The sequence below is a fragment of the Caballeronia grimmiae genome (genome assembly GCF_022879615.1).
Taxonomy (GTDB): domain Bacteria; phylum Pseudomonadota; class Gammaproteobacteria; order Burkholderiales; family Burkholderiaceae; genus Caballeronia; species Caballeronia grimmiae.
The window spans coordinates 432,978-459,204 of sequence record NZ_CP084273.1 but is presented as its reverse complement, the minus strand read 5'-3'; the positions used below and the strand labels follow the sequence as shown (position 1 = coordinate 459,204).

At 64.8% G+C, this 26,227-nt stretch carries 22 protein-coding genes; 9 read left to right on the top strand and 13 right to left on the bottom strand.

Translation table 11 applies throughout. The annotated features are described in order from the left end of the window. Positions 1-94: 94 nt before the first annotated feature. Entirely contained in the window at positions 95-1,279 is a 1,185-nt protein-coding gene (locus LDZ21_RS21350) for a GGDEF domain-containing protein (protein ID WP_244796671.1), read from the top strand. 225 nt (positions 1,280-1,504) lie between these two features. After that, on the top strand, positions 1,505-4,009 hold the full coding sequence (locus tag LDZ21_RS21345) for a hybrid sensor histidine kinase/response regulator (protein ID WP_244796669.1): 2,505 nt from the start codon (positions 1,505-1,507) through the stop codon (positions 4,007-4,009). Positions 4,010-4,015: 6 nt separating this feature from the next. On the opposite strand, the gene LDZ21_RS21340 is transcribed toward LDZ21_RS21345, so the two are convergent. After that, on the bottom strand, positions 4,016-4,789 hold the full coding sequence (locus tag LDZ21_RS21340; protein ID WP_244796667.1) for a DeoR/GlpR family DNA-binding transcription regulator: 774 nt from the start codon (positions 4,787-4,789) through the stop codon (positions 4,016-4,018). Between the two features lie 273 nt (positions 4,790-5,062). On the opposite strand from LDZ21_RS21340, the gene LDZ21_RS21335 reads away from it, so the two are divergent. The 4 genes from LDZ21_RS21335 (at position 5,063) to LDZ21_RS21320 (ending at position 9,860) form a co-directional block, all read left to right on the top strand. Then, complete coding sequence (locus LDZ21_RS21335; protein WP_244796666.1) at positions 5,063-6,070, top strand: 2-keto-3-deoxygluconate permease; 1,008 nt, start codon at positions 5,063-5,065, stop codon at positions 6,068-6,070. Next, on the top strand, positions 6,067-7,374 hold the full coding sequence (locus LDZ21_RS21330; RefSeq protein ID WP_244796664.1) for a four-carbon acid sugar kinase family protein: 1,308 nt from the start codon (positions 6,067-6,069) through the stop codon (positions 7,372-7,374). The genes LDZ21_RS21335 and LDZ21_RS21330 overlap by 4 nt, the downstream gene beginning before the upstream one ends. Positions 7,375-7,384: 10 nt before the next feature. Continuing rightward, positions 7,385-8,386 (top strand): 4-hydroxythreonine-4-phosphate dehydrogenase PdxA, encoded by a 1,002-nt coding sequence (gene pdxA, locus LDZ21_RS21325; RefSeq protein WP_035960091.1) that lies wholly within the window; start codon positions 7,385-7,387, stop codon positions 8,384-8,386. Positions 8,387-8,480: 94 nt separating this feature from the next. After that, entirely contained in the window at positions 8,481-9,860 is a 1,380-nt protein-coding gene (locus LDZ21_RS21320; protein ID WP_244796663.1) for a CoA transferase, read from the top strand. Between the two features lie 12 nt (positions 9,861-9,872). On the opposite strand, the gene LDZ21_RS21315 is transcribed toward LDZ21_RS21320, so the two are convergent. The 5 genes from LDZ21_RS21315 to LDZ21_RS21295 all read right to left on the bottom strand — a co-directional run bounded on the left by LDZ21_RS21315 (position 9,873) and on the right by LDZ21_RS21295 (position 14,128). After that, complete coding sequence (locus LDZ21_RS21315; RefSeq protein ID WP_244796662.1) at positions 9,873-10,268, bottom strand: DUF1801 domain-containing protein; 396 nt, start codon at positions 10,266-10,268, stop codon at positions 9,873-9,875. Further along, positions 10,268-11,377 (bottom strand): alanine racemase, encoded by a 1,110-nt coding sequence (alr, locus tag LDZ21_RS21310; RefSeq protein ID WP_244796660.1) that lies wholly within the window; start codon positions 11,375-11,377, stop codon positions 10,268-10,270. The genes LDZ21_RS21315 and alr overlap by 1 nt, the downstream gene beginning before the upstream one ends. A 114-nt stretch (positions 11,378-11,491) precedes the next feature. Further along, on the bottom strand, positions 11,492-13,210 hold the full coding sequence (locus LDZ21_RS21305) for a PQQ-binding-like beta-propeller repeat protein (RefSeq protein ID WP_404980711.1): 1,719 nt from the start codon (positions 13,208-13,210) through the stop codon (positions 11,492-11,494). A gap of 278 nt (positions 13,211-13,488) precedes the next feature. Further along, positions 13,489-13,815 (bottom strand): hypothetical protein, encoded by a 327-nt coding sequence (locus tag LDZ21_RS21300; protein WP_244796659.1) that lies wholly within the window; start codon positions 13,813-13,815, stop codon positions 13,489-13,491. 64 nt (positions 13,816-13,879) lie between these two features. Next, positions 13,880-14,128, bottom strand: coding sequence for a hypothetical protein (locus tag LDZ21_RS21295; protein WP_035960399.1), 249 nt, complete (start codon positions 14,126-14,128; stop codon positions 13,880-13,882). 124 nt (positions 14,129-14,252) lie between these two features. Between LDZ21_RS21295 and LDZ21_RS21290 the strand changes: the two genes are divergently transcribed. Beyond that, positions 14,253-14,618 carry a hypothetical protein gene (locus tag LDZ21_RS21290; RefSeq protein WP_244796658.1) on the top strand — a complete coding sequence of 122 codons (366 nt, stop codon included), beginning with the start codon at positions 14,253-14,255 and terminating at the stop codon, positions 14,616-14,618. Positions 14,619-14,624: 6 nt separating this feature from the next. Here LDZ21_RS21290 and LDZ21_RS21285 read toward each other — a convergent pair whose 3' ends face one another. Both LDZ21_RS21285 and LDZ21_RS21280 read right to left on the bottom strand, forming a co-directional pair. Then, on the bottom strand, positions 14,625-15,821 hold the full coding sequence (locus tag LDZ21_RS21285; protein WP_244796656.1) for an amino acid aminotransferase: 1,197 nt from the start codon (positions 15,819-15,821) through the stop codon (positions 14,625-14,627). A gap of 29 nt (positions 15,822-15,850) precedes the next feature. Further along, positions 15,851-17,254: an amino acid permease gene (locus tag LDZ21_RS21280; RefSeq protein WP_244796654.1), complete on the bottom strand. Its 1,404-nt coding sequence runs from the start codon at positions 17,252-17,254 to the stop codon at positions 15,851-15,853. 340 nt (positions 17,255-17,594) lie between these two features. Between LDZ21_RS21280 and LDZ21_RS21275 the strand changes: the two genes are divergently transcribed. Next, positions 17,595-17,846, top strand: coding sequence for a hypothetical protein (locus LDZ21_RS21275; RefSeq protein WP_244796653.1), 252 nt, complete (start codon positions 17,595-17,597; stop codon positions 17,844-17,846). A 35-nt stretch (positions 17,847-17,881) separates the two neighbouring features. Beyond that, on the top strand, positions 17,882-18,058 hold the full coding sequence (locus LDZ21_RS21270) for a hypothetical protein (protein ID WP_244796652.1): 177 nt from the start codon (positions 17,882-17,884) through the stop codon (positions 18,056-18,058). 26 nt (positions 18,059-18,084) lie between these two features. Here the strand turns inward: LDZ21_RS21270 and aroQ are convergent, their stop codons facing one another. From aroQ to LDZ21_RS21245, 5 genes are all read right to left on the bottom strand, one after another. Beyond that, entirely contained in the window at positions 18,085-18,522 is a 438-nt protein-coding gene (gene aroQ, locus LDZ21_RS21265) for a type II 3-dehydroquinate dehydratase (protein WP_244796651.1), read from the bottom strand. A 96-nt stretch (positions 18,523-18,618) separates the two neighbouring features. Further along, on the bottom strand, positions 18,619-21,912 hold the full coding sequence (locus tag LDZ21_RS21260) for a hybrid sensor histidine kinase/response regulator (protein ID WP_244796650.1): 3,294 nt from the start codon (positions 21,910-21,912) through the stop codon (positions 18,619-18,621). Next, on the bottom strand, positions 21,912-22,577 hold the full coding sequence (locus LDZ21_RS21255; RefSeq protein WP_244796649.1) for a response regulator: 666 nt from the start codon (positions 22,575-22,577) through the stop codon (positions 21,912-21,914). The genes LDZ21_RS21260 and LDZ21_RS21255 overlap by 1 nt, the downstream gene beginning before the upstream one ends. 299 nt (positions 22,578-22,876) lie before the next feature. Then, positions 22,877-23,224 (bottom strand): hypothetical protein, encoded by a 348-nt coding sequence (locus tag LDZ21_RS21250; RefSeq protein WP_244796648.1) that lies wholly within the window; start codon positions 23,222-23,224, stop codon positions 22,877-22,879. A 418-nt stretch (positions 23,225-23,642) separates the two neighbouring features. Next, positions 23,643-26,096, bottom strand: a complete 2,454-nt coding sequence (locus tag LDZ21_RS21245) for a ShlB/FhaC/HecB family hemolysin secretion/activation protein (protein ID WP_244796647.1) — start codon at positions 26,094-26,096, stop codon at positions 23,643-23,645. Between the last annotated feature and the right edge of the window lie 131 nt (positions 26,097-26,227).

The following is a 26,227-nucleotide window of genomic DNA, read 5'->3' as shown; positions in this document are numbered from 1 at the left end:
ACCATAAAGTTCGATCCTTTCCACTCCGTTATCCGATGGGTGGGACACAAGTCCCGAAGGTCACGCAGTCGCCCGACCGCCGCACATCGCACCTATGGACCAACAGATCGAATCCTTCACCCTTCCGCGCGGACGTGCGGCGACGTGGCTGCTGCATGCGGGTCCCGACATTCCGCGTGCGATCCGCGCCGCGCTCGTCGGCAGCCTCTTCGGCACGCTGCCGATTTTTGCGGGCGGCGTCTTCAATACGATTGCGGTCGCGTGGGTGCTGCAGCGGCGGCATCCGTCCTTCGCATTCAATGCGTGGCTCGCGCTGGAAATCGCCGTCTGTCTTGCGCGCCTCGTCGTGCTGATCGTCGCGCGCCGCCGTGCCCGGTCGGGCAAATCGACGCTGACCGACACCTACGTGCTGCTTGCGCCGCTGTGGGGCGCGACAGTGGGCTATGGCGCGCTCGTCAGCGTGCTGTCGGGCGACTGGGTGGCCGCGACGCTCTCCTTCCTCTCCGCGGCCGCGATGGTCGGCGGCATCTGTTTCCGCAATTTCGCCGCGCCGCGTCTCGTCGCCGTGATGATCTTTCTATCGCTCGGGCCGTGCTGCATCGGCGCATTGCTCTCGGGCGAGCCGACGCTCCTTCTCACGCTGCTGCAAATCCCTTTCTATCTTTTCGCGATGAGCGCCGCCGCGTGGCGTCTCAACCGCATGCTCGTCTCGACGATGAAAGCCGAGCAGGAAAACGACCGCCGCGCGCGTCATGACGAACTCACCGGTCTGCTCAACCGTGCCGGGCTGTTTCAGGCGGTGCGCTTTCGCATGCGCTACGGCCGTGCAGACGAGAATGCGTTCGATGCCCTCTTCTATCTGGATCTCGACGGTTTCAAGGCGATCAACGACGCGCGCGGCCACGAAGTCGGCGACACGCTGCTCGCGCTCGTGGCGCGCCGCCTTCGGCACCTCGCGGGCGACGGCGCGCTGGTCGCGCGTCTGGGCGGCGATGAATTCGTCATTGTCGCGCCGCCGCACGCCGATCCTTTCGTGCTGGCGGACCGGCTCGTGATCGAGCTTGGCAAGCCTTTCCATACCGATGGCGACGGCGAACTGGTGATCGGCGCGAGCATCGGCGTTGCCATGTTCGATCGCAATCACACGGAACTCGACGGCGTTCTGCGCGATGCCGACAACGCGCTCTACGCCGCAAAGCGCTCGGGCAAAAGCCGCTGGGTCGCGGCGAGCCGCACGGAAGCGGCACTGCCCGCATCGGATGAGACGGCGGTCGCGTGATATTTACCGCATTGACTGCAAGATAGCCCCGTTCTTACCGTCTCTCCATTGAACAGTCGTTCGATTCTTCAGTACGGCTTACCGATCTTCAATTAGCAGACGAATAAACGTTCTCGCCTCACTTTTAAGCAAACGTTTGACTGTGTTTTGTGTTCCAATTAGCGGACGATATACCGCCGATACTCTCCGCGATTGATTCGCGTTCCACCGATGCATAAACGGGCCATGCGTTTTCAATACGAGACTTCATCAACGGATAGAAGAACCAAGGCCCATCACAATCGTCGCGCGCATTTCGAGCGGTGGTTTGCCACGTTCGCGAGCCTCGCTCATTCCCGGCTGCCCCTGCCGGACTACCTTCAAAAAGTCACCGATACGTTGCGGGAAGTCGCGGACGTCTCTTCGTCCGTGATCGAATGGATTGAAGGCGACGAGCTCGTGTATCGCGCGGCGAGCGGCGCAGCCGCGCGTCACGTAGGCACGAGACTGCCGTCCGCGGGCAGCCTGTCCGGCCTGTGCATCACGCGGCAAGAGGCGCTGGTGAGCCGCAACACCGCGACCGACCATCGCGTGGACCGCGCGGCGTGCCAGGCGGTCGGCGCGGCGTCGATGGTCGTCGCGCCCGTCATCTACGATGGCCGCTCCGTCGCGGTGCTCAAGCTGATTTCCGGCGAGCCCGAACAATTCGGCCAGGCGGATATCGCGATTCTCAACGCGTTCTGCGCGTGCATCGCCGAAACCATCGCGCGTGAAGAAATCGCGCAGGAGCATCGCCGGCTCGTCGAACAGCACGCGAGCGTCAGCGCGACGCTGAGCGTGGAATCGTCGCTGCGCGTCGAGTTCGAGAAAAAGCTCGCGGATGCGCTGCGCCGCCGCCGCACCGTGCTCGACAACGCGCACATTGCGTTCGTTTCCATCGATGAAGCCGGCATGGTCATCTACTGGAACGAGGCGGCGACGAAACTGTTCGGCTGGCGCGCGCAGGAAGTGATGAATCAGGAACTGGCGCAGTTCATCGTGCCCGAACGCCATCGCGCCGCGCATCGCGCCGGGCTCACGCGCTATCTGGCGACCGGCGAGGCGCGCGTCATCGATACGCGGGTCGAACTGCCCGCGAGACGCCGCGACGGCAGCGAGTTCACGGCGGAACTGACGATCAGCGAAGTCTGGTATGAAGGCCAGCGTCAGTTCACCTGCTTCATTCACGACATCACGGACCGCCTGCGCGCCACTGAAGCGAATCAGCGTCTGCGCCTGTTGATCGATTCGGTCAGCGACTACGCGATCTACATGCTGGATTCGAACGGCATCGTGCGCTCGTGGAACGACGGCGCGCACGCGCTGTACGGCTACACCGCCGAGGAGGCCATCGGCCGCCATCTGGCGCTCTTCTATACCCCCGACGAACTGGGCCGCGACCGCCCCGGCGACATCATCCGGCGCGCGATCGAGCACGGCCGCGTCGAACACGAAGGCTGGCGGGTGCGCAAGGACGGCTCGGAGTTCTGGGCGCACGTGACGCTAAGCGCGATGCCGTCGAAAGAAGGCAGCGCGCAGGATTTCGTCGCGATCACGCGCGACATGACTTCGCGCCGGCGCCTCGAAGAACTGGAGGCGTCGAGCCGGCGCATGAACGAGTTCCTCGCGCTGCTCGGCCACGAATTGCGCAATCCGCTCGCGCCCATCCGCAACGCGGTGAGCATCCTGAAACTGAAAGCCTCCGACGATTCCGACGTGATCCGCAGCCGCCAGATCGTCGACCGGCAGCTCGCGCATCTGACGAAGCTCGTCGACGACCTGCTCGAAGCGGGCCGCGTCAGTTCGGGAAAGATTCGCCTGACAACGGATGTCGTCGATATCGCGGACGTCGTGCATCTGAGCGCCGAAGCCAGCCAGCCCTCGTTCGACGCGCGGCAGCAGCGGCTCGTCGTCGAACACACGGGGCAGCGTGTCTTCGTCAACGGCGATCCGACGCGGCTCGTGCAGGCGCTCAACAACTTGCTCAACAACGCGTCGAAGTTCAGCCCGGCCGGATCGACGATCACGCTCGAAGCCGGAGCGCGCGGCGGCACGGCGCTGTTGCGTGTCATCGATCAGGGACGCGGCATTTCCGCCGATGCGCTCGGCGCCGTGTTCGATCTGTTCGTGCAGGAACATCCGCCCGGCGCCCATGCGGACGAGGGCGGCCTGGGCATCGGGCTGACGCTCGTGCGGGCGATCGCGGAACTGCATGGCGGCCACGTCGAGGCGCAAAGCGACGGCCCGGGCAAGGGGAGCGTCTTCAGCTTGTGGCTGCCGCTCGCCCAGGCGGCGGCGCACGAGCCGCCAAAACTGGCCGCGCCTGAACCGTCGGCGAATCGGCAACTGGAGGTGCTCGTCGTCGACGACAATCGCGATTCCGCCGACAGCATGACGCTCGTCGTCGACATGCTCGGCCATTCCGCCCGCGCGGCCTACGACGGCGAAGAGGCGATGCGCCGCTTCGACGAGCGGCGGCCCGACGTGGTGCTGCTCGATTTGTCGATGCCTGGCGTGACCGGCTTCGACGTGATTCGCGGCATTCGCGAGCGGGCGGGCGCAGGCGGCGCGCACGTCATCGTCGCCGCAATGACCGGCCTCGGTTCCGACGAGGACATGGCCCGCACGCGCGCCGCCGGGTTCGACGCGCATCTGATCAAGCCGGTGGACCTCAACGAAGTCGAAGCGGTGCTCGCGCTCGCGGCGCGGTGAGCGCGCCTACCGCGCGTCCATCTCCGCGCGTTCCACGTTCACGCTGCCGCGCTGGCTGAAACGCTCGATGGCGGCGTCATCAGCGATGGAATCGGTGATGAGCGTCCATTCCCGTTCGAGCGGCGTCCAGTGCTGCTGGCTCGCGCGCTCCAGTTTGTCCGACGTCACCAGGACGAACACGCTCGCCGCCTGCGCGACGATGCACTCCTTCAAGAACGCCTGCTCCGCTGTTGCTTCGCACAGCCCCCGCCCGGCGACGACGCCATCCGCCCCGAGAAACGCCTTGTCGAACGTGAGCCGCGATAGCGCGACCTGAGCGATCGGCCCGAGCGTGCTCATGCTCGAAGGCCGCACATCCCCGCCGATGAGCGTCACGCGCACGTCCGCCGACGCCAGCGCGCCGACCGCCAGCAGATTGTTCGTGATGACCTGAATGTCCTTGCGCCCCGCGAGGCAGCGGGCGAGCGCGGCGGTCGTGGTACCGCCATCGAGAAACAGCGTGTCGCCGTCCTGCACGTGCCGCGCCGCCGCCCGCGCAATGGATTCCTTCTGCTCGCGAAAGCTTTCGCGCCGCGTATCGAGCGATTCCTCCGGCTCATGCACGCCGACCGACGCCGCGCCGCCGTAGGTCCGCACGATGCGGCGTTCGTCGGCGAGCGCGCGCAGATCGCGCCGCACCGTCGCTTCCGACATGCCGAAGTGCTCACATAGCGCGGCGACATCGTTCATGCCGGACAGCACGGCCTGCAGCATCGCCTCGCGGCGTTTTTCGACTTTCATGCGATTCCTGTTGATGGCGTGGCGCCTCGCGGGCGGCAAGCCGCCAAGTTTATCGAATCCCGCGGCGCTTCCGGGCTCGCGCGATGCTGAGAAGCCAAGCGTGTGGCTGTGATCGTTTCGGTCATTCCGTGCACCGCGCATTGCTCGTTTCGATCAGTGTAAACGCCTATAGGCCGAGAATTGCGCACAATCCGGTCAAACATTACACTATCGACTGATCGAAACGATCATTTTATGATCGAACCGATAAAAATTCCCCTCCCGGAGACACCCATGGTTCAGATTCCCATCAAGCGCGCAGTGGAGCGCGTACCCGGCGGCATGATGATCGTGCCGCTCCTGATCGGCTCGCTGATCGCAACCTTTCTGCCGGGCATGCCGAAGTTCTTTGGCTCGTTCACGAATGCGCTTTTCACCGGCGCGCTGCCGATCCTCGCAGTGTTCTATGTCTGCATGGGCGCGGGCATCGACGTGAAGGCAACGCCGTATCTGCTCAAGAAGGGCGGCGCGCTGTTCATCACGAAAGTCGGCATGGCGATCATCGCGGGCGTGGTGCTGGGCCATTTCCTCGGCGAGCAGCCGATCAGCTCCGGCATGTTCGCGGGGATTTCGACGCTGGCCGTCGTCGCCGCGATGAACGACACCAACGGCGGTCTCTACATGGCGCTGATGGGCCAGTACGGGCGCAAGGAAGATGTCGGCGCGTACACGATCATGTCGCTCGAATCCGGCCCGTTCCTGACGATGGTCACGCTCGGCGTCGCCGGTCTCTCGGCATTTCCGTGGCCGACGCTCGTCGGCAGCATCCTGCCGCTCGCTGTCGGCATGCTGCTCGGCAATCTCGACCGCGACATGCGCGATTTCCTGGGCCGCGCCGTGCCGGTGATGATTCCGTTCTTCGCGCTCGCGCTCGGCGCGGGACTTGACCTGCACAAGGTATGGCAGGCGGGCCTGCTCGGTATCGGCCTCGGCCTCGCGGTGGTCGTCTTCACCGGCATTCCGCTCTACTTCGCGGACCGGCTGACGGGCGGCACGGGCGTCGCAGGCGCGGCGGCGGCGAATACGGCGGGCAACGCGGCGGCAGTTCCGGCGCTGATCGCGGCGGCCAATCCGGTTTATGAAGAAGCCGCCAAGTCCGCGACGCTGCTGGTCGCAGCATGCGTGGTGGTGACGTCCATCATCACGCCGATCATCACGGCGTCGATTGCGAAGCGCGTCAACGCACGCAACGACGCCCGCGCCACGCTCGACCCAAGCGCGAAGCGCGGAGCCGCTCGATGAGCGCGAAGTCCACGAGCATGCTGATTCTCGCCGACGACCTCTCCGGCGCCGCCGACTGCGCGATCGCGTTCGCCGCAGCGGGCCGCAAGACGGTCGTCACGCTCGACGCGCACGCGCCGGACGAAGGCGCGACGGTCATCGCCGCCGACACCGACACGCGCCGCTACGCTCCCGCCGATGCCGCCGCCCGCGTCGCCGACGCCTTGCAGGCGCTGCGCGCGCCGGGCCGCCGTCTCTACAAGAAGATCGATTCGACGCTGCGCGGCAACTGGACCGCCGAAGTCGCGGCGCTCGCGCGGCTCGCCGGTTGTGCGATCGTCGCGCCCGCGTTCCCGGCGACGGGCCGCGCGGTGCGCGACGGCGGCGTCTTCGTGCATGGCGTGCCGCTCGACGCCACCGAAACGTGGCAACTGGAACACGCCGGACGCGACGCCAGCCTGAGCGCGATGCTTGAAGCAGCGGGCCTGAAGTGCGCGCACATCGGGCTCGCGAGCTTGCGCGACGCGCCGCAGACACTCGCCGCAAGGATCGCGGCGGCGGCAGCGGAAGGCATCGGCGCATTGATCGTCGATGCCGAAACGAGCGACGATCTCGCTGCGCTGGCGCGCATCACCGCGTCGCTCGACACGCCGTTCTTCTGGGTCGGCTCCGGCGGCCTCGCCCGCGAACTCGCCGCGCTGCCCGATCTCTTCGATGCGCCCGCCGCATCGATGGCCCGGCCCGCTTCGGCGGAGGTGGCGCATGGACCGGTGCTCGCGCTGGTCGGCAGCCTGTCTTCGGTATCGGAGCGGCAATGTGCGATGCTGCGCGGCGAAGCGGGCATCGACGAGCTGATCGTGCCGCCCGCGGTGCTGCGCGACGGCGCGCGGCATCCGATGTGGGCCGCATGGGGCGACGACATCGGCGCACGGTTGCGCGGCGGGCAAGACCTGATCGTGCGGATCGGCCGTGACGACGCCTTCGATCCATCGGAAGGCGCGCATCTCTCCAACGCGCTCGCCGCGCTCGTCGCGCCGCACTTCGGCACGCTCGGCGGGCTGATCGCGACCGGCGGCGAAACCGCCCGCGCGATGCTCGCGGCGGCGAACGTCGGCAGTCTCGAACTCGTGCGCGAAATCGAAGCCGGCGTGGCGCTCGGCCGCGCCACCACGGCCAGCGCGGCGAACGGCGCGGCCATCGTCACGAAAGCCGGCGCGTTCGGCAGCGAGCACGCGCTCTACGGCGCATACCGGCATCTGCGCGGCCAGCCAGCCGCAGCCCAGACCGCCGCGCTCGACAAGAACGCACGCGAAACCTCAATCTGAACAGACGACCATGACCAACTATCTCCCCGTAATCGGCATCACGATGGGCGACGCAAGCGGCGTCGGCCCGGAAATCGTCGTGAAGAGCCTCGCGCATGAAGCCGTGTACCAGCAGTGCCGCCCGCTCGTGATCGGCGATGCGCGCCGGCTCGAGCGCGCCATCGAGATCACCGGCGTGCGCGCGAGCGTGAGGCGCATCGAAGATGCATCGCAGGCGCAGTATCAGATTGGCGTGATCGACTGCATCGACCTCGAACTCATTCCCGACGACCTGCCGTTCGGCCAGCTTTCAGCCGTCGCCGGCGATGCGGCCTACCGCTACATCGCGCGCGCCGTCGAGCTTGCGCAGGCAAACCAGATCGACGCGATCTGCACCGCGCCGCTCAACAAGGAAGCGCTGCACGCGGGCGGCCACAAATTCCCCGGCCACACCGAAATGCTCGCGCATCTGACGGGCGTGGACGAAGTGTCGATGATGCTCGTCGCGCCGAAGCTGCGCGTGATTCACGTGACGACGCACATCGGCATCATCGACGCGATCCGCAAGATCGAGCCGGGTCTCGTGCGCCGCACGATCGAGCGCGGCAACGCGACGCTCGTGAAGGCGGGCATCGCGAAGCCGCGCATCGGCGTGTGCGGGATCAATCCGCACGCGGGCGAAAACGGCCTGTTCGGCTACGGCGAGGAAGAAGAGAAGATCATTCCGGCGGTGAAGGCGCTGCAGGAAGAAGGACTCGACGTGACCGGCCCGCTGCCCGCCGATACGCTCTTCTACCGCGCGGGACGTGGCGACTTCGATCTCGTCGTCGCGATGTATCACGATCAGGGCCACGGGCCGGTGAAGGTGCTGGGCCTCGAAGCGGGCGTCAACGTGACGGTCGGGCTCGACGTGATCCGCACGTCGGTGGATCACGGCACCGCGTTCGATATCGCGGGCAAGGGCATCGCCGACGAAGGCAGCATGCTCGAGGCGCTGCGTCAAGGCGCGGAACTGGCGACGCGGCGCGGTTGAAGCGCGTCTCGCGGGCGTGATCCGGCGCGATCTGGAACGCGTTCCAAATCGGCGCGACAATGCGGCATCTTCCTCCGCCCACGCGATTCCGACCATGCCCGACGCTTTCGAGACACTGACGCATCTCTGGCAACTCGCCGGCCTGCCCGGCGACGCGTTTTCCTTCGCCGACCTGCCGGGCCACGAGCCGGTGTTTCCGTCGACGTTCGCGGTCGGCACGGCGGCGCAATCGACCATCGCCGCCGCCGCGCTCGCCGCCTGCGAACTCGCGCACGCGCGCGGCGCGGCGCGTCAGAACGTGTCCGTCGACATGACGCACGCGGCGGTCGAATGCACCGGCCACTTCACGCTCGATGGCCAGGCGCCCGAAACCTGGGGCCCGTTCTCGGGCCTTTATCGTTGCGCCGACGGCTACGTGCGCATTCACGCAAACTTTGCCCATCATCAGGACGGCGCGCTGCGCGTGCTCGGCCTCGATCCCGCCACGGCCAGACGCGACGACGCGGAGCGCGCGCTGCTCGGCTGGCGCGCCATCGATTTCGAGGACGCCTGCGCGCAAAGCGGGCTCGTCGTCACGATGCTGCGCAGCTTCGACGAATGGGACGCCACGCCGCAAGGACGCGCCATCGCCGCGCAGCCGCTGATGACGCTCACCCGCATCGGCGATGCGCCGCCGCGCGAACTGCCGCCGCTATCCGCGAACGATCGTCCGCTCGCCGGCGTGCGCGTGCTGGATTTCACGCGCATTCTCGCGGGTCCGGTCGGCGGACGCGCACTGGCCGCGTTCGGCGCGGACGTGATGCTCGTCAACTCCCCGCATCTGCCGAACATTTCCGCCATCGCCGATACGAGCCGCGGCAAGCGCTCGGCGCATCTCGATCTGCAGAGCGACGACGGCCGCGCGGCGCTGTGGCGTCTCATCGACGGCGCGCACGTGTTTTCGCAGGGGTATCGGCCAGGCGGGCTGGCGGCGCTCGGTTTCGCGCCGGAAGCTGTGACGCAACGGCGGCCGGGGATCGTCTATGTGTCGCTGACGGCGTATGGCACGCAAGGCCCGTGGGCCGGGCGGCGCGGTTTCGATTCGCTGGTCCAGACCGCGATGGGCTTCAACGCAGCGGAAGGCGAGGCGCAAGGCGCGGGCAAGCCGCGTCCGTTGCCGATGCAGATGCTCGACATGGCGAGCGGCTTCCTGATGGCGTTCGGTGCGGCTGCCGCGCTGTGGAAGCAGCAACGGGAAGGCGGAAGCTGGCACGTGCAGGTGTCGCTGGCGCAGACGGGGCAATGGCTGCGCGGCCTCGGGCGGATCGATGGGGGTCTGCGCGCGGCCATCCCCGATTTCGCGCCTTTTCTCGAACGGCAGGCGTCGGGCTTCGGCGAGCTGGACGCGGTACGCCCGAGCGCCCAACTGGCGCGCACGCCGGCGGGCTATGAGCGCGCGTCGGAGCCGCCGGGAACATCCGAGGCGCGGTGGTAAATCGCTTGGTCCTTACGCAGAGGAGCCGCGCTTCTTTTTCTTCGCCTTGCTTCGGTTGAAGTCGATCGCGGCGCGAATCAGACCTTGCAGGCCGTCTACATCGACTTCGTCGCCTTCCAGATAGTCGATCGCGCGCCTCGCGTTGCCCTCCAGCCCCGCGTTGAAGAGCTTGCCGGGATCGGGAAGCATCGCGCCGTGGGCGAACGTCAGCTTGACCTTGCCCTTGTGCGCGTTGGCGACGGCGATCATCCCCTCGCAATACCACACGGGGCTGCCCATGTACTTCCATTCCTCGACGATGCCGGGATCGGCCGCGAGGATTGCCGCTCGCATGTCCGCGAACGTCGCGCCGCGCCAGTCGGCGAGTTCCGCGATCATCTGGTCGATACGTTCGGTCGCGTTCACCATCACGCCTCCGCGCGCAGATCGGCGGCTACCGGCGCATCCACTTCGACAGGCACCCGCCGCGCGAGCGCGCACATCAGTTCATAACCGATGGTCCCCGCCGGCTCGGCCACTTCGTCGACGCGCACCTGATCGCCCCAAAGCTGCACCGATGAACCGATGCCCGCTGCCGGACACGGCGTGAGATCGACGGTCAGCATGTCCATCGAGACGCGCCCGACGAGCCGCGTCCGCACGCCATCGACGACGACCGGCGTACCGGCGGGCGCGTGTCGCGGATAACCGTCCGCATAGCCGCACGCGACGACGCCGATGCGCATCGCGCAATCCGCCGTGAACGGGCGTCCATAGCCGATGGTTTCGCCCGGCGCGAGCGTCTGCACGCCGATGATGCGGCTCGACAGCGTCATCGCCGCCCGCAGCGGCAAGCCGGCGATGTGCCGCGCGCTGCCCGTCGGCGATGCGCCATAAAGGATCGTGCCGGGCCGCACCCAGTCGCGATGTGCACGCGGATGCCAGAGCACGGCCGCCGAATTGGCAAGCGAGCGCGTGCCGGGGAGGTCGCGCGTGGCGGCGTCGAATTCGTCGATTTGCCAGTCGATGCCGCCGTCGTCCGCGTTGGCGAAGTGGCTCATCAGCCCGATCTTGCCGATCTTCCCGGCCGACGCCATGCCCGACGCCCGTTGCCAGGCGCGCGTGAAAGCATCGGGCCGGAATCCGAGCCGGTTCATGCCGGAGTTCATCTTCAACTGGATGTCGACAGGCTGGCGCGGTGTCGACGCATCGAGCAGATCGAGTTGCTCGTCGCAATGCACCGTCACCGTCAGCCGATGACGGTCCGCGACTTCCACGTCGCGCGCATCGAAGATGCCTTCGAGCAGCAGGATCGGTTTGGTCCAGCCGAGTTCGCGCACGCGCACGGCTTCGTCGAGATCGAGCAGCGCGATGCCATCGGACTCGCCGAGCGCCTGATAAATCCTCCCGATGCCATGACCGTAGGCGTTCGCCTTGATCACCGCCCACACGCGCGACGACGCCGCCGTGCGCCGCACGAACGCGATGTTCTCCTGGATCGAATCGAGGTGGATGCGTGCGGAAATGGGACGGGGCATGGGCGTTACTCCTTATTGGCTCGTTGTTAGTCGATCATGGGATCGTATCGAGTCAAACGGAGTGCTTGTTATTCTATTCGGTGATTTTTTTGGTGGAATCGACTGGGTTCGCGCCTAACGCGCCAGCAAGCCGAACACCGCCACGCTGTTCTTCGTGCCCACATAAACCTTGCCGTTGGCGATCGTCGGCGTGATGAACTTGTTGCCCGGACCGAACTGATGACGCGCGCCGGCCTGATTACTGTCGTAGAGCGAGCGCGCGAGATCCGACGCGTCGTACGCATGCAGCGTCGCAATCGTCCCGCTTCGCGCCGCCCACACGATGCCGTTCGCCGCTCCGTTCGCCGATATGCCCGGCGTCGTGCCGGGAAAGCCGAAGGTGGTCGGCGTCTGGCTGGCGGGCGTCGCCGAGAGCCGCGCGTTCGTGATCGCGAACGCCTTGAGGTTGTCGCCGACCGCGCCGAAGTACACCGTGCGATTGAAGTACGCGGGCATGCCGAACATCGCTCCGCGAATCTGCCCGGCCAGCTCCTGATAGATGTGGTCCCCGTTCGAATCGAACTTTCCCATCGAATCGCGGTTGACGACATAGATCACCGCGTTCTTGCCCGCCCCCAGCGCGAGGCGGCGCACCGCGCCGGTGGCATCGACGAGATCGGGCAGCACGAGCGCGCCGCCGGAGCCGAGGTCTTCGTCCACGTTCGACTGCTGCACTGTATTCGACGCCTGGAAGTAATCGGTGACGGCAAGCGCCGGTGTCACGCCCAGCTTCAGAAAGCCATTGCCGAAGTTGCCGTGCAGCGGCATCTCCTGCGCGTTCAGCGTGGCGTCGAAGGTGCCGTTGCCATCGAGGAGATAGATCGACGCGCCATCCGACGCGAGTCCCGCGCCGCTCATCCAGATCGCGCCCATCTGCCCGTTCGGGGTCACGTTGAGCACGCTCGACTGCTGCAGCGTCGCGGCGTCGTAGCCGATCACCCAGCCCGTGTAAGGCATGAAGTCGCAATGCGACGTCCACGCCGTGTAGACGACGCCGTTGAGCAGCAGCAGCGACGCGCGCTCCGCGTACTGTCCGGGATCGAACACCACGCGCCCGTTCTGGCTCGCCGCGCCCGTTCCCGGGTACGACGCGCTGATTTCCGTAGGTCCGCCGAACAGTTCCGCGCCGGTCACGATATCGAGCGCGTGAATTCGCTGGTGATAGCGGCCCGCGCCGTCCTTCGACATGCCGACGACGTACATCGCGCCGTTCGGCCCGCGAGCGCGGTCGATGACCGGCGTCGCCGTAATGCCGATCGTCGGCGTGATCTGGCCGCAGCCGTGGTCGTCGCTCGGCGTTTCGCCGTTGGCGAGCGTCGTGGTCTTCCAGAGCGTCGCGCCGGTATCCGCGTCGAATGCATAGACGCTGGCGTTTTCAGTGGCGACGTACAGCACGTTATGCGTGCCGCCCGCAATCAACACTTTGGCCAGAAAAAGCGGCTGCGCGTCGACGGGGCCATCGACCGGATAGACGGCGAGCTTGCCGAACGTCGTCGAGTTGACGTTGGCCGGCGTGAGCACCGTCTCCGCAAGCTGCTGACCGGTGCGGCCGATATCGTTGTGGTACGTGACGACGTCCATCGCGTTCGCGACGGCGCCGGAAGCCGCCGGCGGGCTCGATGCGCCCGGCGGGCCGGATGCGGCCGGCGGACCGGATGCACCAGCGCCCGCGTCCGATGAAGAGGACGAAGACGACGATCCGCCCCCGCTGCATCCCCCGCCGATGGCGAGCGCGATCATCACAGCGAACAGCAGCGACAGCAGGACGGTACGGCCCGAGAGATTCGGTTTCATCTGCTATCCCCTGCTCTGACGGCACGAGCCGCTTACAGCATCTTTGCCGTCGTGCGACGCCTTTGCTGCGTCGCCATCAACCATGTTAATATAGGGAAACTACCTAGGTAGTTAACCTAGTTCCACGCTTAATCAAGGAGTTGCGCCATGGGAGTCATCCTGTCTGCTTTTTCGATGTTGTCCGCCGCCGTCCGCGACGCACTCGAAGCCCGCGCCAAGGTCAGCGCGCTGATGGCCGAAGCTTATCGCCGCGCGGGGTAATCGCCCGGTTTGCCGATTCATCGGACCGGGCGCGGCCAGCGCCCGAAATGGACCATCGTCGCATGCGTGTCCGATAGCAGCGCGGCCTTCAAATCGCGCCGCTCGGAAAAGCGCGGCGCGTCGTACCACGTTAGGAATTCGTCGCGCCAGAAGGCCCAGGCACTCTCGTCGAAGTCGAAATCTTCGTCGATGCAGCCGTTGTCGCGCAGATACGCTCCGACCACTTGCGTCCCGTTCCAGTAAGCGACGGCCACATCGGTCAGATCGGCGGTCATGCCGCGCGGCAGGTCGCGCAGCAGCATGGCGAGATGCGCCTTGAACGATGCGAAGTCGGTCGGTCTCATCGCGTGTTCCGCCCCAAGAAGTGCGTTGTAAGACGATGCGGCGCGCGGTCTGTCCACGGCACGATCAGCCGAATGCGCCCTTGTTCAAATCTTTCTCGAACATGGCCACCCAGGCGGTGCCGTGTCCGACGCGATACTCGCGCTCCTTGAGCGTCGAGCGCCGCACGATCGTGACGTGTCCCTGCAAAGGATAAACATCGTCGACGACTTCGGATTCCCCCGCTTCCTGCACGAGAAAATCGCCCGCGTCGATACGATGCCGCGCGAGAATGGCCAGAAAGTCCGCTTTCTCGTCCGGTGCGATCACTGACATGGCGGCCTCCACGATCGATTGCTGCTGCATTCAAGGTAGCACACGCAAGAGCGAACGGCGATGCCTATTCGCCGCACGCAAATTGCTTGCAGTCGCCCCGTGATCCGACGGGAGGCGCTCGCCGATGACCCACCCAACCGTTTGCCGCGCGCTGTGTTGCGCGGCGCTTGCCGCGTGCGCGCACGTTCATGCACAGGACCGCGCTTGCGGCGTGCTGCAAGGCGCGTCCGGGGATGTGCTTTCGTTGCGAGAAGGCGAACGCGCCGACCTGATTCAGGGCGGAAAGGCCGTGCATGGCGCGCTGCATGTGTATGCCGACGGCGCGGTGTATCGCGTGTACTGGCAGCCGGACGGGAGCGCCGAGCAGTACGTGCTGGCGAATGCGGGAGAGAACAGCGTGCGGCTGGTGTCGACGCCGCGCGGAGCGAAAGTGGACGCGGGACCGGGCACGCTGCCGCCGCAGCAAGTGCTCTCGTGTCCCGCGTTATGACGCCGATTACTTCGCCAGCACCTTGCCGATCGCATCGGCGACCGTCTGCACGTTGCTTTCGTTCAAGCCCGCCACGCACATGCGGCCGGAGCGCAGGATATAGACGCCGAATTCCTCTTTCAGGCGATCGGCCTGCTCCGCCACGAGACCCGTGTACGTGAACATGCCGCGCTGCTTCAGATAACGCGTGAGCATTTCGCCGCGCACGTGGTCTTCGAGGCCATCGTGAATCGCGCGACGCATCCGCGCGATGCGCTCGCACATCGCCGCCAGCTCTTCGCGCCACGATTGCGCGAGTTCGGGCGTCGTCAGCACCTTCGTGACAATCTTCGCGCCATGCGTCGGCGGATTGCTGTAGTTCGAGCGCACGGCGCTCGTCAACTGGCCGAGCACGCGGTCGGCTTCGGCCGCATCGTCGCAAACGACATGCAGGCCGCCGCAACGCTCGCCGTACAGCGAGAAGTTCTTCGAGAACGAATTGGCGATGAACGCCGGCACCCCGCGGCGCGCCAGCTCGCGCACGGCGAAGGCGTCACCGTCGAGGCCGGAGCCGAATCCCTGATACGCCATGTCGACGAACGGCAGCAGGTCGCGCCGCTTCAGCACGTCGATGACCTTCACCCACTGCGCTTCGTCGAGATCGACGCCCGTCGGGTTATGACAGCACGCATGCAGCAGCACGACGCTCTTCGCGGGCAACGCATCGATGGCTTCGAGCATCGCATCGAAACGCAGGCCGCCGGTGGCTTCGTCGTAGTACGGATACGTGTTCACTTCGAAACCCGCGCGCTCGAAGATGAAGCGATGGTTCTCCCACGTCGGATCGCTCACCCACAGTTTCGACGCCGGAAAGTAGCGCTTGATGAAGTCCGCGCCCACTTTCAGCGCGCCCGAGCCGCCGAGCGTCTGCACGCTCGCAATGCGGCCCTCGGCGCGCGCGGGACATTCCGGGCCGAACACGAGCGCCTGCACGGCATCGCGGTAATGCGCGAAACCGGCCATCGGCAGATACGGCTTCGGGCCGAGGTCTTTCAGGATCGACAGTTCGGCTTCGCGCACGGCCTGCATCACGGGGAGGCGGCCGGCGTCGTCGAAATAGATGCCGATGCTCAGATTGACCTTGTCGGTGCGCGGGTCCTTCTGGAAGTTTTCGTTCAGCGAGAGAATCGGGTCGCCGGGGTAGGCATCGATATGTTCGAACATGGTGTCGGGAGCGGAAGCGAAAGGAAGGATCAGCGGGATGTCACGCGGCGCGTTGCGCCCGCGTCATCGCCGCGACTTTTGAGATAGTAGCCGATTCCCAGAACCGCGAGCCAGATGGGGATCAGGTAGACGGACAGCCGCAGGCCGGGCGTTTCGAACATCACCCAGACGATGCCGGCGACGAACGCAAGGCAAAGATAGTTGGTGAGCGGAAAGCCGATGCTTCGGAACGCCGTGGTCACGCCGCGCTCCTGCTTCTCGCGGCGGAACTTGAGGTGAATGATGCTGATCATCGCCCAGTTGATGACGAGCGCCGATACCGCGAGCCCCATCAGCAACCCGAACGCGCGGCCCGGAATGAAGTAATTGATCAGCACGCATGCCGCCGTGACGATGGCCGAGACGCACAGCGCCGCGATTGGAATGCCGCGCCTGTTCACGCCGCAGAGCGCGCGCGGCGCATTGCCCTGTTGCGCGAGGCCGTACAGCATGCGGCTATTCGCATAGACGCCGCTGTTGTAGACCGACAGCGCGGCGGTCAGCACGATCACGTTCAGCACGTTGGCCACCAGCGTGCTGTTCATCTCGCGGAAAATCAGCACGAAGGGGCTGCCGCCCGTCGCTACCTTGTCCCACGGATACAGCGAAAGCAGCACGCCGAGCGCACCGATATAGAAAATGAGGATGCGGTAGATGACCTGATTCGTCGCGCGCGGAATGCTGTGCGACGGATCTTCGGCTTCCGCCGCCGTGATGCCGACCAGTTCCAGCCCACCGAACGAAAACATGATGACGGCCATCGACATGACGAGGCCGCTCACGCCGAGCGGAAAAAATCCGCCGAGCTTCCACAGGTTCGTGACGCTCGCTTGCGGCCCCGCGTGACCTGAAAACAGCAGATAGCCGCCGAACAGGATCATGCCGACGATCGCCGCAACCTTGACGATGGCGAACCAGAATTCCAGCTCTCCGAACGACTTCACGCTCGTCAGGTTGATCGCATTGACGATGACGAAGCACGCCAGCGCCGATATCCACGTCGGCAGTCCCGGCCACCAGTACTGCATGTAGATGCCGACGGCGGACAGCTCCGCCATGCTGACGAGAATATAGATGGCCCAGTAGTTCCACCCGGAGATAAAGCCCGCCGCACGGCCCCAGTACTTGTCGGCGAAATGGCTGAACGAGCCCGCGACGGGTTCGTCGACGACCATCTCGCCCAGTTGCCGCATGATGAAGAACGCCATGACCCCGGCGATCGCATAGCCGAGCAGCACGGATGGACCGGCGAGCTTGATCGTTTCCGCCACACCGAGAAAAAGCCCGGTGCCGATTGCGCCGCCGAGCGCGATCAGCTGGATGTGACGGCTCTTGAGTCCGCGCCTGAGTGCTTCGGGCGAACTCGCCGTCGCGCCGGTATTGCCTGAAACCATGTGATGCCCGCCTCTCCTGCCAGGTCCGCGCGTCGCCGCGACGCCCGCCGCCGCACCGTCATCAAAACGCACGAAGTGTTGTTTTTCTGCGAGGACGTACTTCCGCCGCACGCATTACGACCGCTTCGCTTCCCGTTCCGCCCGGACCAAAGTACGCGATTTTACCGCTCCGCCGCCCGCAAAGCCTTGTCGAGCGGACCTGCGGGACGTTTGTTCGTGCCGGCTGGCGCGCCCGCGCCCTCGAAGAAGGAGAACTGAGGCCGGAATTGGGGCTTTTTCGGAGGATTGAGTTCGCGGCCCCGCGCGCAGAATTCATTCATCCACTCAACGGGGAAGCGCCATGTTCCAGACGATGCAAAAAAACGCCGCGCCGCATCACATCGCGAATCCGAATGCTTACGCGCACATCGACGCGCCGGCAACGGAAGCTGAACTGCTCGCGCAGCTTCAGAGCGCGTCGGACAAGGTGCTGCGCCTCGCGGGTGAACTGCACGCGAATGCGAACGTAGACGCCGATTCCCTCGCCGAGCAGCACGAGATCGCGCAACGGCTGATCGGCCGGTTGCTCGCCATGCCCGCATCGCAACGCTGATTCACCGCTCACCGCACCAAACTGGAATAACGAGAATGAACTACTTGACCATCATCGCGATTGTCTGGACGGTGTGCGCGCTCTTCGCGGTTCTGTTCATCCGTGGCGCGACGGCGCAAGAGCGGAAGCCGGCGCGCGTTTCGCAGCGCCGCGAACCCGGCAATGCGTCGAATGGCGCAAACGCGGTCAAGACGGCCGGCCGCGCTTCCTGAAAGACGCGCTCGGCGGGCGCGATGCATCACTGAATTGCCGATGCCGCTGCGCGCAATCCGAGCAGGTAGCTGTCCACGCCGAAGCCGCAGATTTGCCCCTTCACGACTTCGGCGAACACCGAGTGGTGGCGGAACGGCTCTCGCGCATGAACGTTCGACATGTGCACTTCGACGATGGGCACGGTCAGAATGGCGAGCGCGTCTCGAATGGCGATGCTGTAATGCGTCCACGCGCCCGCGTTGATGATCACGGCATCGACCTTGTCGGTGAACGCCTGATGGATGCGCGCGCACATCTCGCCTTCGATGTTCGTCTGATAACACTCCACTTCCACGCCCAGTTCCCGGCCGAGGGCGCTCAGTTGCTCGTCGATCTGCGCGAGCGTCGCCGTGCCGTACTGCTTCGGATCGCGCTTGCCGAACATGTTGAGGTTGACGCCGTGCAGCGTCAGGATCTTTGCCATGGTGTGTCCTCGAATGTGGATGCTGCAGGCTGGTAACGGGCAGATTCTGCAGTCCGTGACGCGCGATGACAATAGGCGCGCCCTCGCGATTCGCCGTTAACTCGACTGGGCCTGCAGCGCGGCGTGCAGCATGTCGCGAAGCTCGATCAGGTCGCCACGCAGCAAGGCGGTGAACGTATCGACGTCTTCGACCCACTGCCCCGATTCCCGCAGCACCGTGCGCAGCTCGTCGCACTGGTCGTACAGCATCGACGGACCCAGCACCGTCAAACCGCCCGCCAGCTTGTGCGCCCAGCTGCGCAATTGCTGCACGTCCTTCCGGCGGCTGATGCGGTCCAGCGCGACGATATCCTCATCGATTTGCGCGACGAGATCGCGCATGTAGGCCGCCGGAATCGTCGGGAAGCGCGGCGGCAGGTCGTCGTCTCCGGCGTCATCGCACCGGGGCGTGTCCGGCTGGCCGGCATCGTCTGCGCGAGCGGTCCGCAGCACGCCCGCAAGCACGGAAAGCGGAAGCGGCTTCGTCAGGTAATCGGTGAAGCCTCGTGCGCGGCCTGCTTCCACATCTTGCGTGCTGGCGCTCGCGCTGACCGCATAGACGCGCATCGCCGGGTCCAGCGCACGCGCCGCGACGAGGAGTTCCGCGCCCGACATCTTCGGCATGTCCATGTCAGTGAGCACGAGGTCCACGCGGTTCTTGCGCAGCAAATCGAGCGCCTCTTCGCCATCGGCCGCCTCGAGCACGGTTGCGCCGAGCGTCAGCAACTGATCGCGCAACAGCCCGCGATTGAGCCGGTTGTCTTCCGCGACGACGACCGTCGGCCCCGCCGTGCGCGTGACCGGCAGCGCGGTCCCAGTGCCCGCGCCCGGAAGGGTGACGCCGCGCTCGCGTTCACGGATGATGCCAACCGCGTCCCGGAATCCCTTCACGCTGAAGATACTTACTTCGAGCACGCCATTCTCCCGCTGCACGGGAACGAGCGGTCCGTTCTGCGTCATGCGGATCACCCGCGCGGGGTTGTTCCAGGCCGACTGGATCTCCTCGTCGGAAAACTCGTCGGTGGCGATCAGATAGTCGCAACCTTCCGTCGATGCAGCGCCGGGCTGCTGCATGAACGTGAGCGAACTGCGATCCGGATCATAGAGATTCCCGAGCCATTCGCGATACTCGTTTGCACGGCACAGGATGGCTGGGCGGCCGCCCGGCAGGACCGCATCGCTGCCAGCGCTCGCCGATACATCGACGGCAAGCGGCAGCGACACCCGGATGCGCGTGCCGACGCCTTCGGTGCTGTCGAGTTCGATGCGGCCTTTCATCAACTGGCTGAGGCGCACGCAGATGGACAGCCCGAGGCCTGTGCCACGCGCCTGCGTGAGGCGATGCGCGTCCCCCTGCATGAACGGCTGAAAGAGCTTGTCGCGCTGCGACTCAGGAATGCCGATGCCCGAATCGGCGACGCTCAGTTCCAGCGCGCTCTCGGCCCAGCGCGCCCGCACGACAACCTTGCCCGAATACGTGAACTTGAGCGCGTTGCCGAGCAGGTTGTTGAGAATCTGCGAGACGCGGATCGGGTCGAACAGCAGCTTCGCGGGACACGAGCGGTCGATCACGACATAGAGCCGCAAGCCCTGCCGGTTCGCAAGCGGCGCATGGGCGATGATCACGCGCACGAGGAGCTCGCGTATCGAGCCCCATTCCTCGGCGAGCCGCATTTCGCCAATGTCCATCTTCGAGAAATCGAGTACATCGTTCACCACTTGAAGCAGCGCGCTCGCGGAGGCCTGCATCGCATGGACGCGCGCTTCCTGTTCGGCGGCAAGCGGCCCGAGCGCAACGAGTTCCAGATTGCCGACGAGCGACGACAGCGGCGTGCGGATCTCGTGGCTCATCGATGCGAAAAAACTCAGCTTTGCCTTCGCGGCGGCATCGCTCGTTTCCGTGGCCGCGCGCAGCAAGCGTTCGGCTTCGTAATGCTCGCTGATGTCGGCGATTGCGCAGAAGAGCACGTCGGTCTTGTTCACCACCGCCGACGCATACGAAATCTTGAGATGCATCGTGGCGGCGTCCGCCTTCTCGTGCGAGTATTGAAGCTGCCGGATCATCGCTTCCTGACCTTCCCGAGCGGGCGCAATGCCGTTCGCCTGAAGCGCCTGACACAGCCCGGCGGGCAGGCGCAAGGAGGCGTCGGTCAGATCGAGCACCGAGCGTGCGACCTGATTCGCGGCGATGATGGCGAAATCGCCGCGCATCGCAATGCACAGACCGACCGGCGTCGCGTGCACGAGCAGGTGATTGAGAATCTCGCCTTCGACCGCGCGGCACGCCTGCTCGTACGTGCGCGTGAGAAAGCGGTAGTTCCAGTATCGATACATCGCGATCAGCATTGCAATGAGCGCAGCGGTCACGAGCGCGATGACGATGACCGGATCGCGCTGTGACGCCAGACGCTTTCCAAGCGGCAGCGCAGCGACGATATAACCGATGCCGAGGGCAAGCGGTTCAAGCCGTATGCCCCATCCGCGTCCGGGCAGCCAGTGGAACGTGCCCGTCTCTTTACCCGTAAGATGCGCGTTGGCGTATCGCGTGTACTCGGTGTCGTCGCCGCCGAGAATGTGGCCATCGGCAGCGAAGACTGCTATCTGCGATTCGAGCGTGCTCGAAGTCACGCGGCGCAATGCGGCATCCGGTCCAAGAGTCGTGAATACGAGACCGAGCGGCTGATCGTTTCGAGCGACGACCATGAACAGGACGACCGTCGGCTTCAGAAAACCCAGTGAAGGCGGCGCGATGAACCACATGACGCGCCGCGCACGCGCCGCATCGAGCGGCGCAATTCTGTGCGTGCTCATGTAGATCTTCGCAAACGATACGAGCGCGGAAAGCCTCTGCGCGGGAGCGACCTTATTGTCGGTTTTGTCGAAGAACCCGAAACCGTGCGAAGCGGCGCCGTCGTACGACACATATTGCAGTACAGGCGGCGTGCTTTCTTCCGGGATGAGTTGGCGAGCCGCATCGCAAGCGGTGGCCAGCCCCGCGTCCTGGCGATCGGGCGGGTAGGCTTGGCATCGAGGCTTGTTAGCCAGATCCGGTACGTCCGAGCTTGACGCGACCGCGCCCACGTTCAGCAGCAGGCTGCCCGGCGTGAGAATGTTGTAGCGGCTGAACACCGAGACGTTGATGCCGCGCATGGCGGTCTGCACCGCATCCTGGTCGGCCTTCAGTCCCGCGCTCAGCACGAACACCCCGGTGGCGGCGGCGCCGCATAGCGCGGCGAAGATCAGGAGAGCTACGGCCATCGCAAAGATGCGCCGCTCCCGCTTGAGGTTGTTTTCCAGCATCCGCAGCATCTGCAGAGGGGAGTTCTGCGATGCGGCGAAGAAACGCTCCATCAGGCCAGTCCTGTTTCAGTAGCGTACTTGACAAGGTCCACGTGGTTCTCCACATGGAGCTTGCGCATGGCGGAGCGCTTCTGAGTCGCGACCGTCGGCACTGAACGGTTGAGAGTGCGCGCAATCTCCGTCACGGAAAGCCCTTGCGCGAAGAGGCGCACGACTTCGAGTTCACGCGGCGACAGCGGCTGCACGCGTGCAAGATCCTTCGTCGTCGATCCCTCGCGGGCAAGACGATTCTGGATCTTCGGCGAGATGATGGTTTCCTTCGTGGTGAGCGCACGCACGCTGATCTGCGCGAGTTCGCTCGCTGGCTCTTCCTTGCTGACGATAGCAGCGACGCCGAGCTTGCAGAGTTCGTGGAACATGCCGCCGCTCGTCGTCATCGTAAGGATGACGACCGGAATGTCAGGGTAGGAACGGCGCAGCTTGCTGACGAGACGAAGTCCGTCGAGTTCGACTTCCGCATCGCCCTGCATCACGAGGTCGGTGATGATGAGATCGGCAGGCTGCATTTCGAGCACGCGGATCAGTTCCGCGCCCGAGTTCACCGTGGCCGCAATCTGATAGCCCGGCAGCTTCGCGAACTGATCGGACACGGCCATGAGAACGATGGGATGGTCATCCGCCAGCACTATCCGAATGGTGCGCATCTGCTCATTCATGAATACACCGCCGCTTGCGCATTGCATGTCCATGTCGAAAGATGAAACAGACGAGCGGCCACCCGCGAAAGAAGCAATAGACGGACAGGCCGGTTCGTCACGACGCCCCCCGCACGAGTATGCACATCTTGGTTTCATTCTAGGATAGCTCGGACAGCATTGAAAGACGTGCGGACACGCTCTTAGACACGTCATGGTGGCCCCTGCATCATGGATTTTTTTTTATTCCGGTGTTCACATTAAGCTCTACAGGTCTGCCGGCCGAAGTGCGGGCGACATTCCCCGTCACGGCAAAGGCCTCATCGAATCCGCATGCCTTTGCGTGAAGCATCGCTGTTCGCTTCTTCGCTGCCGCGATGCGGCTTCGGCTGTCCGAACTCGTCGAGCGGCATGGACATGATGCGACGAGCCTTGTCTGTTCCTGACCGCTTGCTCTGCGCGAACAGCACGCACGTGATCACGACCATGCAGGCGACGAACCCGATCGCGATGGATTTGACCGGCAGGGAGCGCCACGTATCGAAGGCGAAGGCCGCAAGGATGATGAAGGATACGGCGAAGAACACCGGCACGAGCACCAGGGAAGCGATGCCTGCAGCGTCGAAAAACTTCTGAGCGATTCGGCGGACCGAATGGATTACGGACATACTGGGCACCCGGCAAGGAACGCGACAGGCGCCATTAAGACGCCTGTCTGCAGAGGAGAATGCAATCTGTCTGGTATCGAAGCCTTCGCCGCTACATCGAGCGCGATCTCGAGTTGTCTCGCAGATCCATTGGCTTCTTATGCGTGACTGTAATCAACGCCTTATGACAAACATATCGAAGAATGTCGAGATGGTTCGATAAACACGATGGACGTCCTTCAACTGGCCGACGCCACGCAAAAAAAAGCCGCCTTGACGGCGGCAAATGGGTCGAACGGTGAAATGCAGACTGCGCCTCGTAGCACGTTGGTCGCGAAGCAGCGCATGAAGCATTCAACGCGGGCGGATCATCGCACCAGGTGCATGTCCGGGAATATAGTAGGAATTCGAAACAATTGCGGACGGCTCGCGATCGCCATCACGCCGCGACTGCGCACGGTGACTTGTCCATCACCGCCTGCCGCATATGTCCGCTGATGCGCGCGACGACCTCCGACCAGTCGCAGTCGAAGCGCCGGCGGAACAGGCGCATCGTCGGATACCACGGACTGTCTTCGCGGGTGTAGTGCCAGCGCCAGTCGCCATAGGCGGGCAGCATCAGCCAGACGGGCTTGCCCATCGCACCGGCCACATGGGCAACGGATGTATCCACTGTCAACACCACGTCCAGTGCTTCGATCGCGCTTGCGGTCTGCGCCATCGTGTCGAGGTCCGGGCCAATGTCGTGGAAGTTGCGAAAGAGCCGTCCATAGCGCGCGGCTTCGTCGGCGCCCGCGCCTTTTTGCAGGCTGAAGAACTCGACATCCGCGAGCTTGATGAGATCGTCCAGCACGTCAAGCGACGGCAGCGAGCGATGGCTGTCGTTCTCGTGCGTCGGATTGCCCTTGAACACGAGCCCCACTTTCAGCTTGTGTGAATCGACGGCGGGCAGCTTCGGCTCGACGCCCTGCGGCGCGCGCAGATACGGAACAGCCTGCGGCATGGCTTCGAGATGCAGGGGCATGTGCGCGGGGATCGCATGCGGGAACACCCAGTAATCGACAGCCGGCATCGACGAGACATCGTTCACGTCGACGACGACATCGGCCGTTCCCGACGCCTCGTATAACTCGACGAGCGGCGCCTGACACACGACGACGACACGTTTCGCACCGCATCGCTCGCGGAACGTCTTCGCGAACCGGAGAAAGAAGATTTCGTCGCCGAGACCGAACTCGCTCCAGATGGCGATGGACTTGCCTGCGAGCGATTCGCCCTTCCACTGCGGCACGTCACGCGGCGGCTCGGCGGTGGTGCGACGCTTCCAGCCCAACGGAGCCATGACGGATTCACGCAGGCTGAAGCCTTCCTGCAATTTGCCACGGGAGATCGCGTGCAACGCCTTGTATAGACGCGGCAGATGCTCGCCGGGCAGGCGCTCGACGCATTGCTTCCAGAGCGGATCCGCTGCTTCGGGTGCGTCCCAGCGCAGCGCTTCGAGCATCGCGCGATGGTATGCCTCGAAGCGATACGGATACAGCCGCACGGCTTTCTGGCCGGCCGCGATGCCTTCGTCACGGCTCCGCGCCCGCCCGATGGCGGTGATCATTTCCCCCGCCGTCGGCACCGCGCGCTTACGCAGCACGATCTCGATCACGCATTCGGCAACGCCGTTGCCCGCGTGATGCACGACCGAATCGAACGGATCGTCGTTGCGCTGATGCCCGAGCGTCAGCGCGATCTGTCCCGTCGCGAGGTTCGTGCGCAGCGCACGGGCGCGATCGCCGTTATCGGCGGTCAGCGAGAGCTGGATCGAGTCGAGCTTGCTGTGCGTGACGGAGCTGTATTCCTTCATGTCCGTCGATGTCTGGCTATGCAGCACCGATGCGCCGCCCCACACGTTCGCATCGAGTCCCCGCGCAAACGGGTATTGCACGCCGAGCTGGCCTGTCGTTGCGACGCCCTTCACCGGTGTGCCTGCATTGATGAAGTATTGCTGACGCGTGAGGCCGCCCGTCATGCGAAGGCCGTCGTCGAAGATGGGCGCGCTGCCGGTGAGCGAACCGGTCCACATCTTCTTGTTGGTGCTGGTAAGGGTGAACGCGTAAGCATCGCCCTGTCCGAACAGGTTGTTCGCCGATGCCGTCATGCCCGCGCGATACGAGCCCGTCGATTCGACACCCTTGTTATCGAGGATCAGATCGGCCGACACCGGCTTGCCGTTCTGCGCGACGCGGAACACGACATCGACATCGCCTACGCCCGCGCCGGGGGAGAAGCTCGGTGCGCCGTCGATTGCAACGCCGGGAATGTCTTGCAGCAGTTGCGTCGCGCGTTCGAGACGGGACGTGCGCAGCAGGCACGCGTTGTTAATCGTGTCGCCGCCGCAAAGCGCGTGCGAGATAAGGCGTTCCAGGCGTGCATCCTTCACGCGCGACTTGTTCTTCACGATGATGTTGCGGATGCGTCCCGGGAACACGGTGAATTGCATCTTGCCGCCCTTCTGCGCGGCCTGCCAGTCTTGCTGCGTCATGAGCACCTGACCGAGCGGAAAGCCGCCCTGACGCAGCGCGACGGTCAGCAGTTGCGACCAGTGATCGACGTCCGCAAGCGTCGCCGGAGCGTCACCGAGTTTCCTGATGTTGGCTTCAAGCAGCTGCTTCACGAGCAACGCGTCGGCGCCTTCAGCCGGTACGACCTTCACATCGACCGCGCGCACATCGGCGGCAGAAGCCTGCTCGGCCGTCGTGGCGACAGGCGCCTGAACGACGGGTTCTGCAGCGGCAGGTTCGGCTGCCGCCGCGCGTTCCGCACTTGCCACACCTGCCAGCACGACGGACCCGACGCACACCATGCGGCGGGCCGCCATCGCTATTTCGCTCATCTTCAACATTGCACGTATCCTTGCATTCAACCAGACGTTGGAACGTTCGCGCCTGGTTCATCGACTCTTGTCTGCGCATCGTTCTCAAATACAAGGTTAAGGATTCGCTTGCCTCATTCGAATAGAACAAGTTCTAAAGT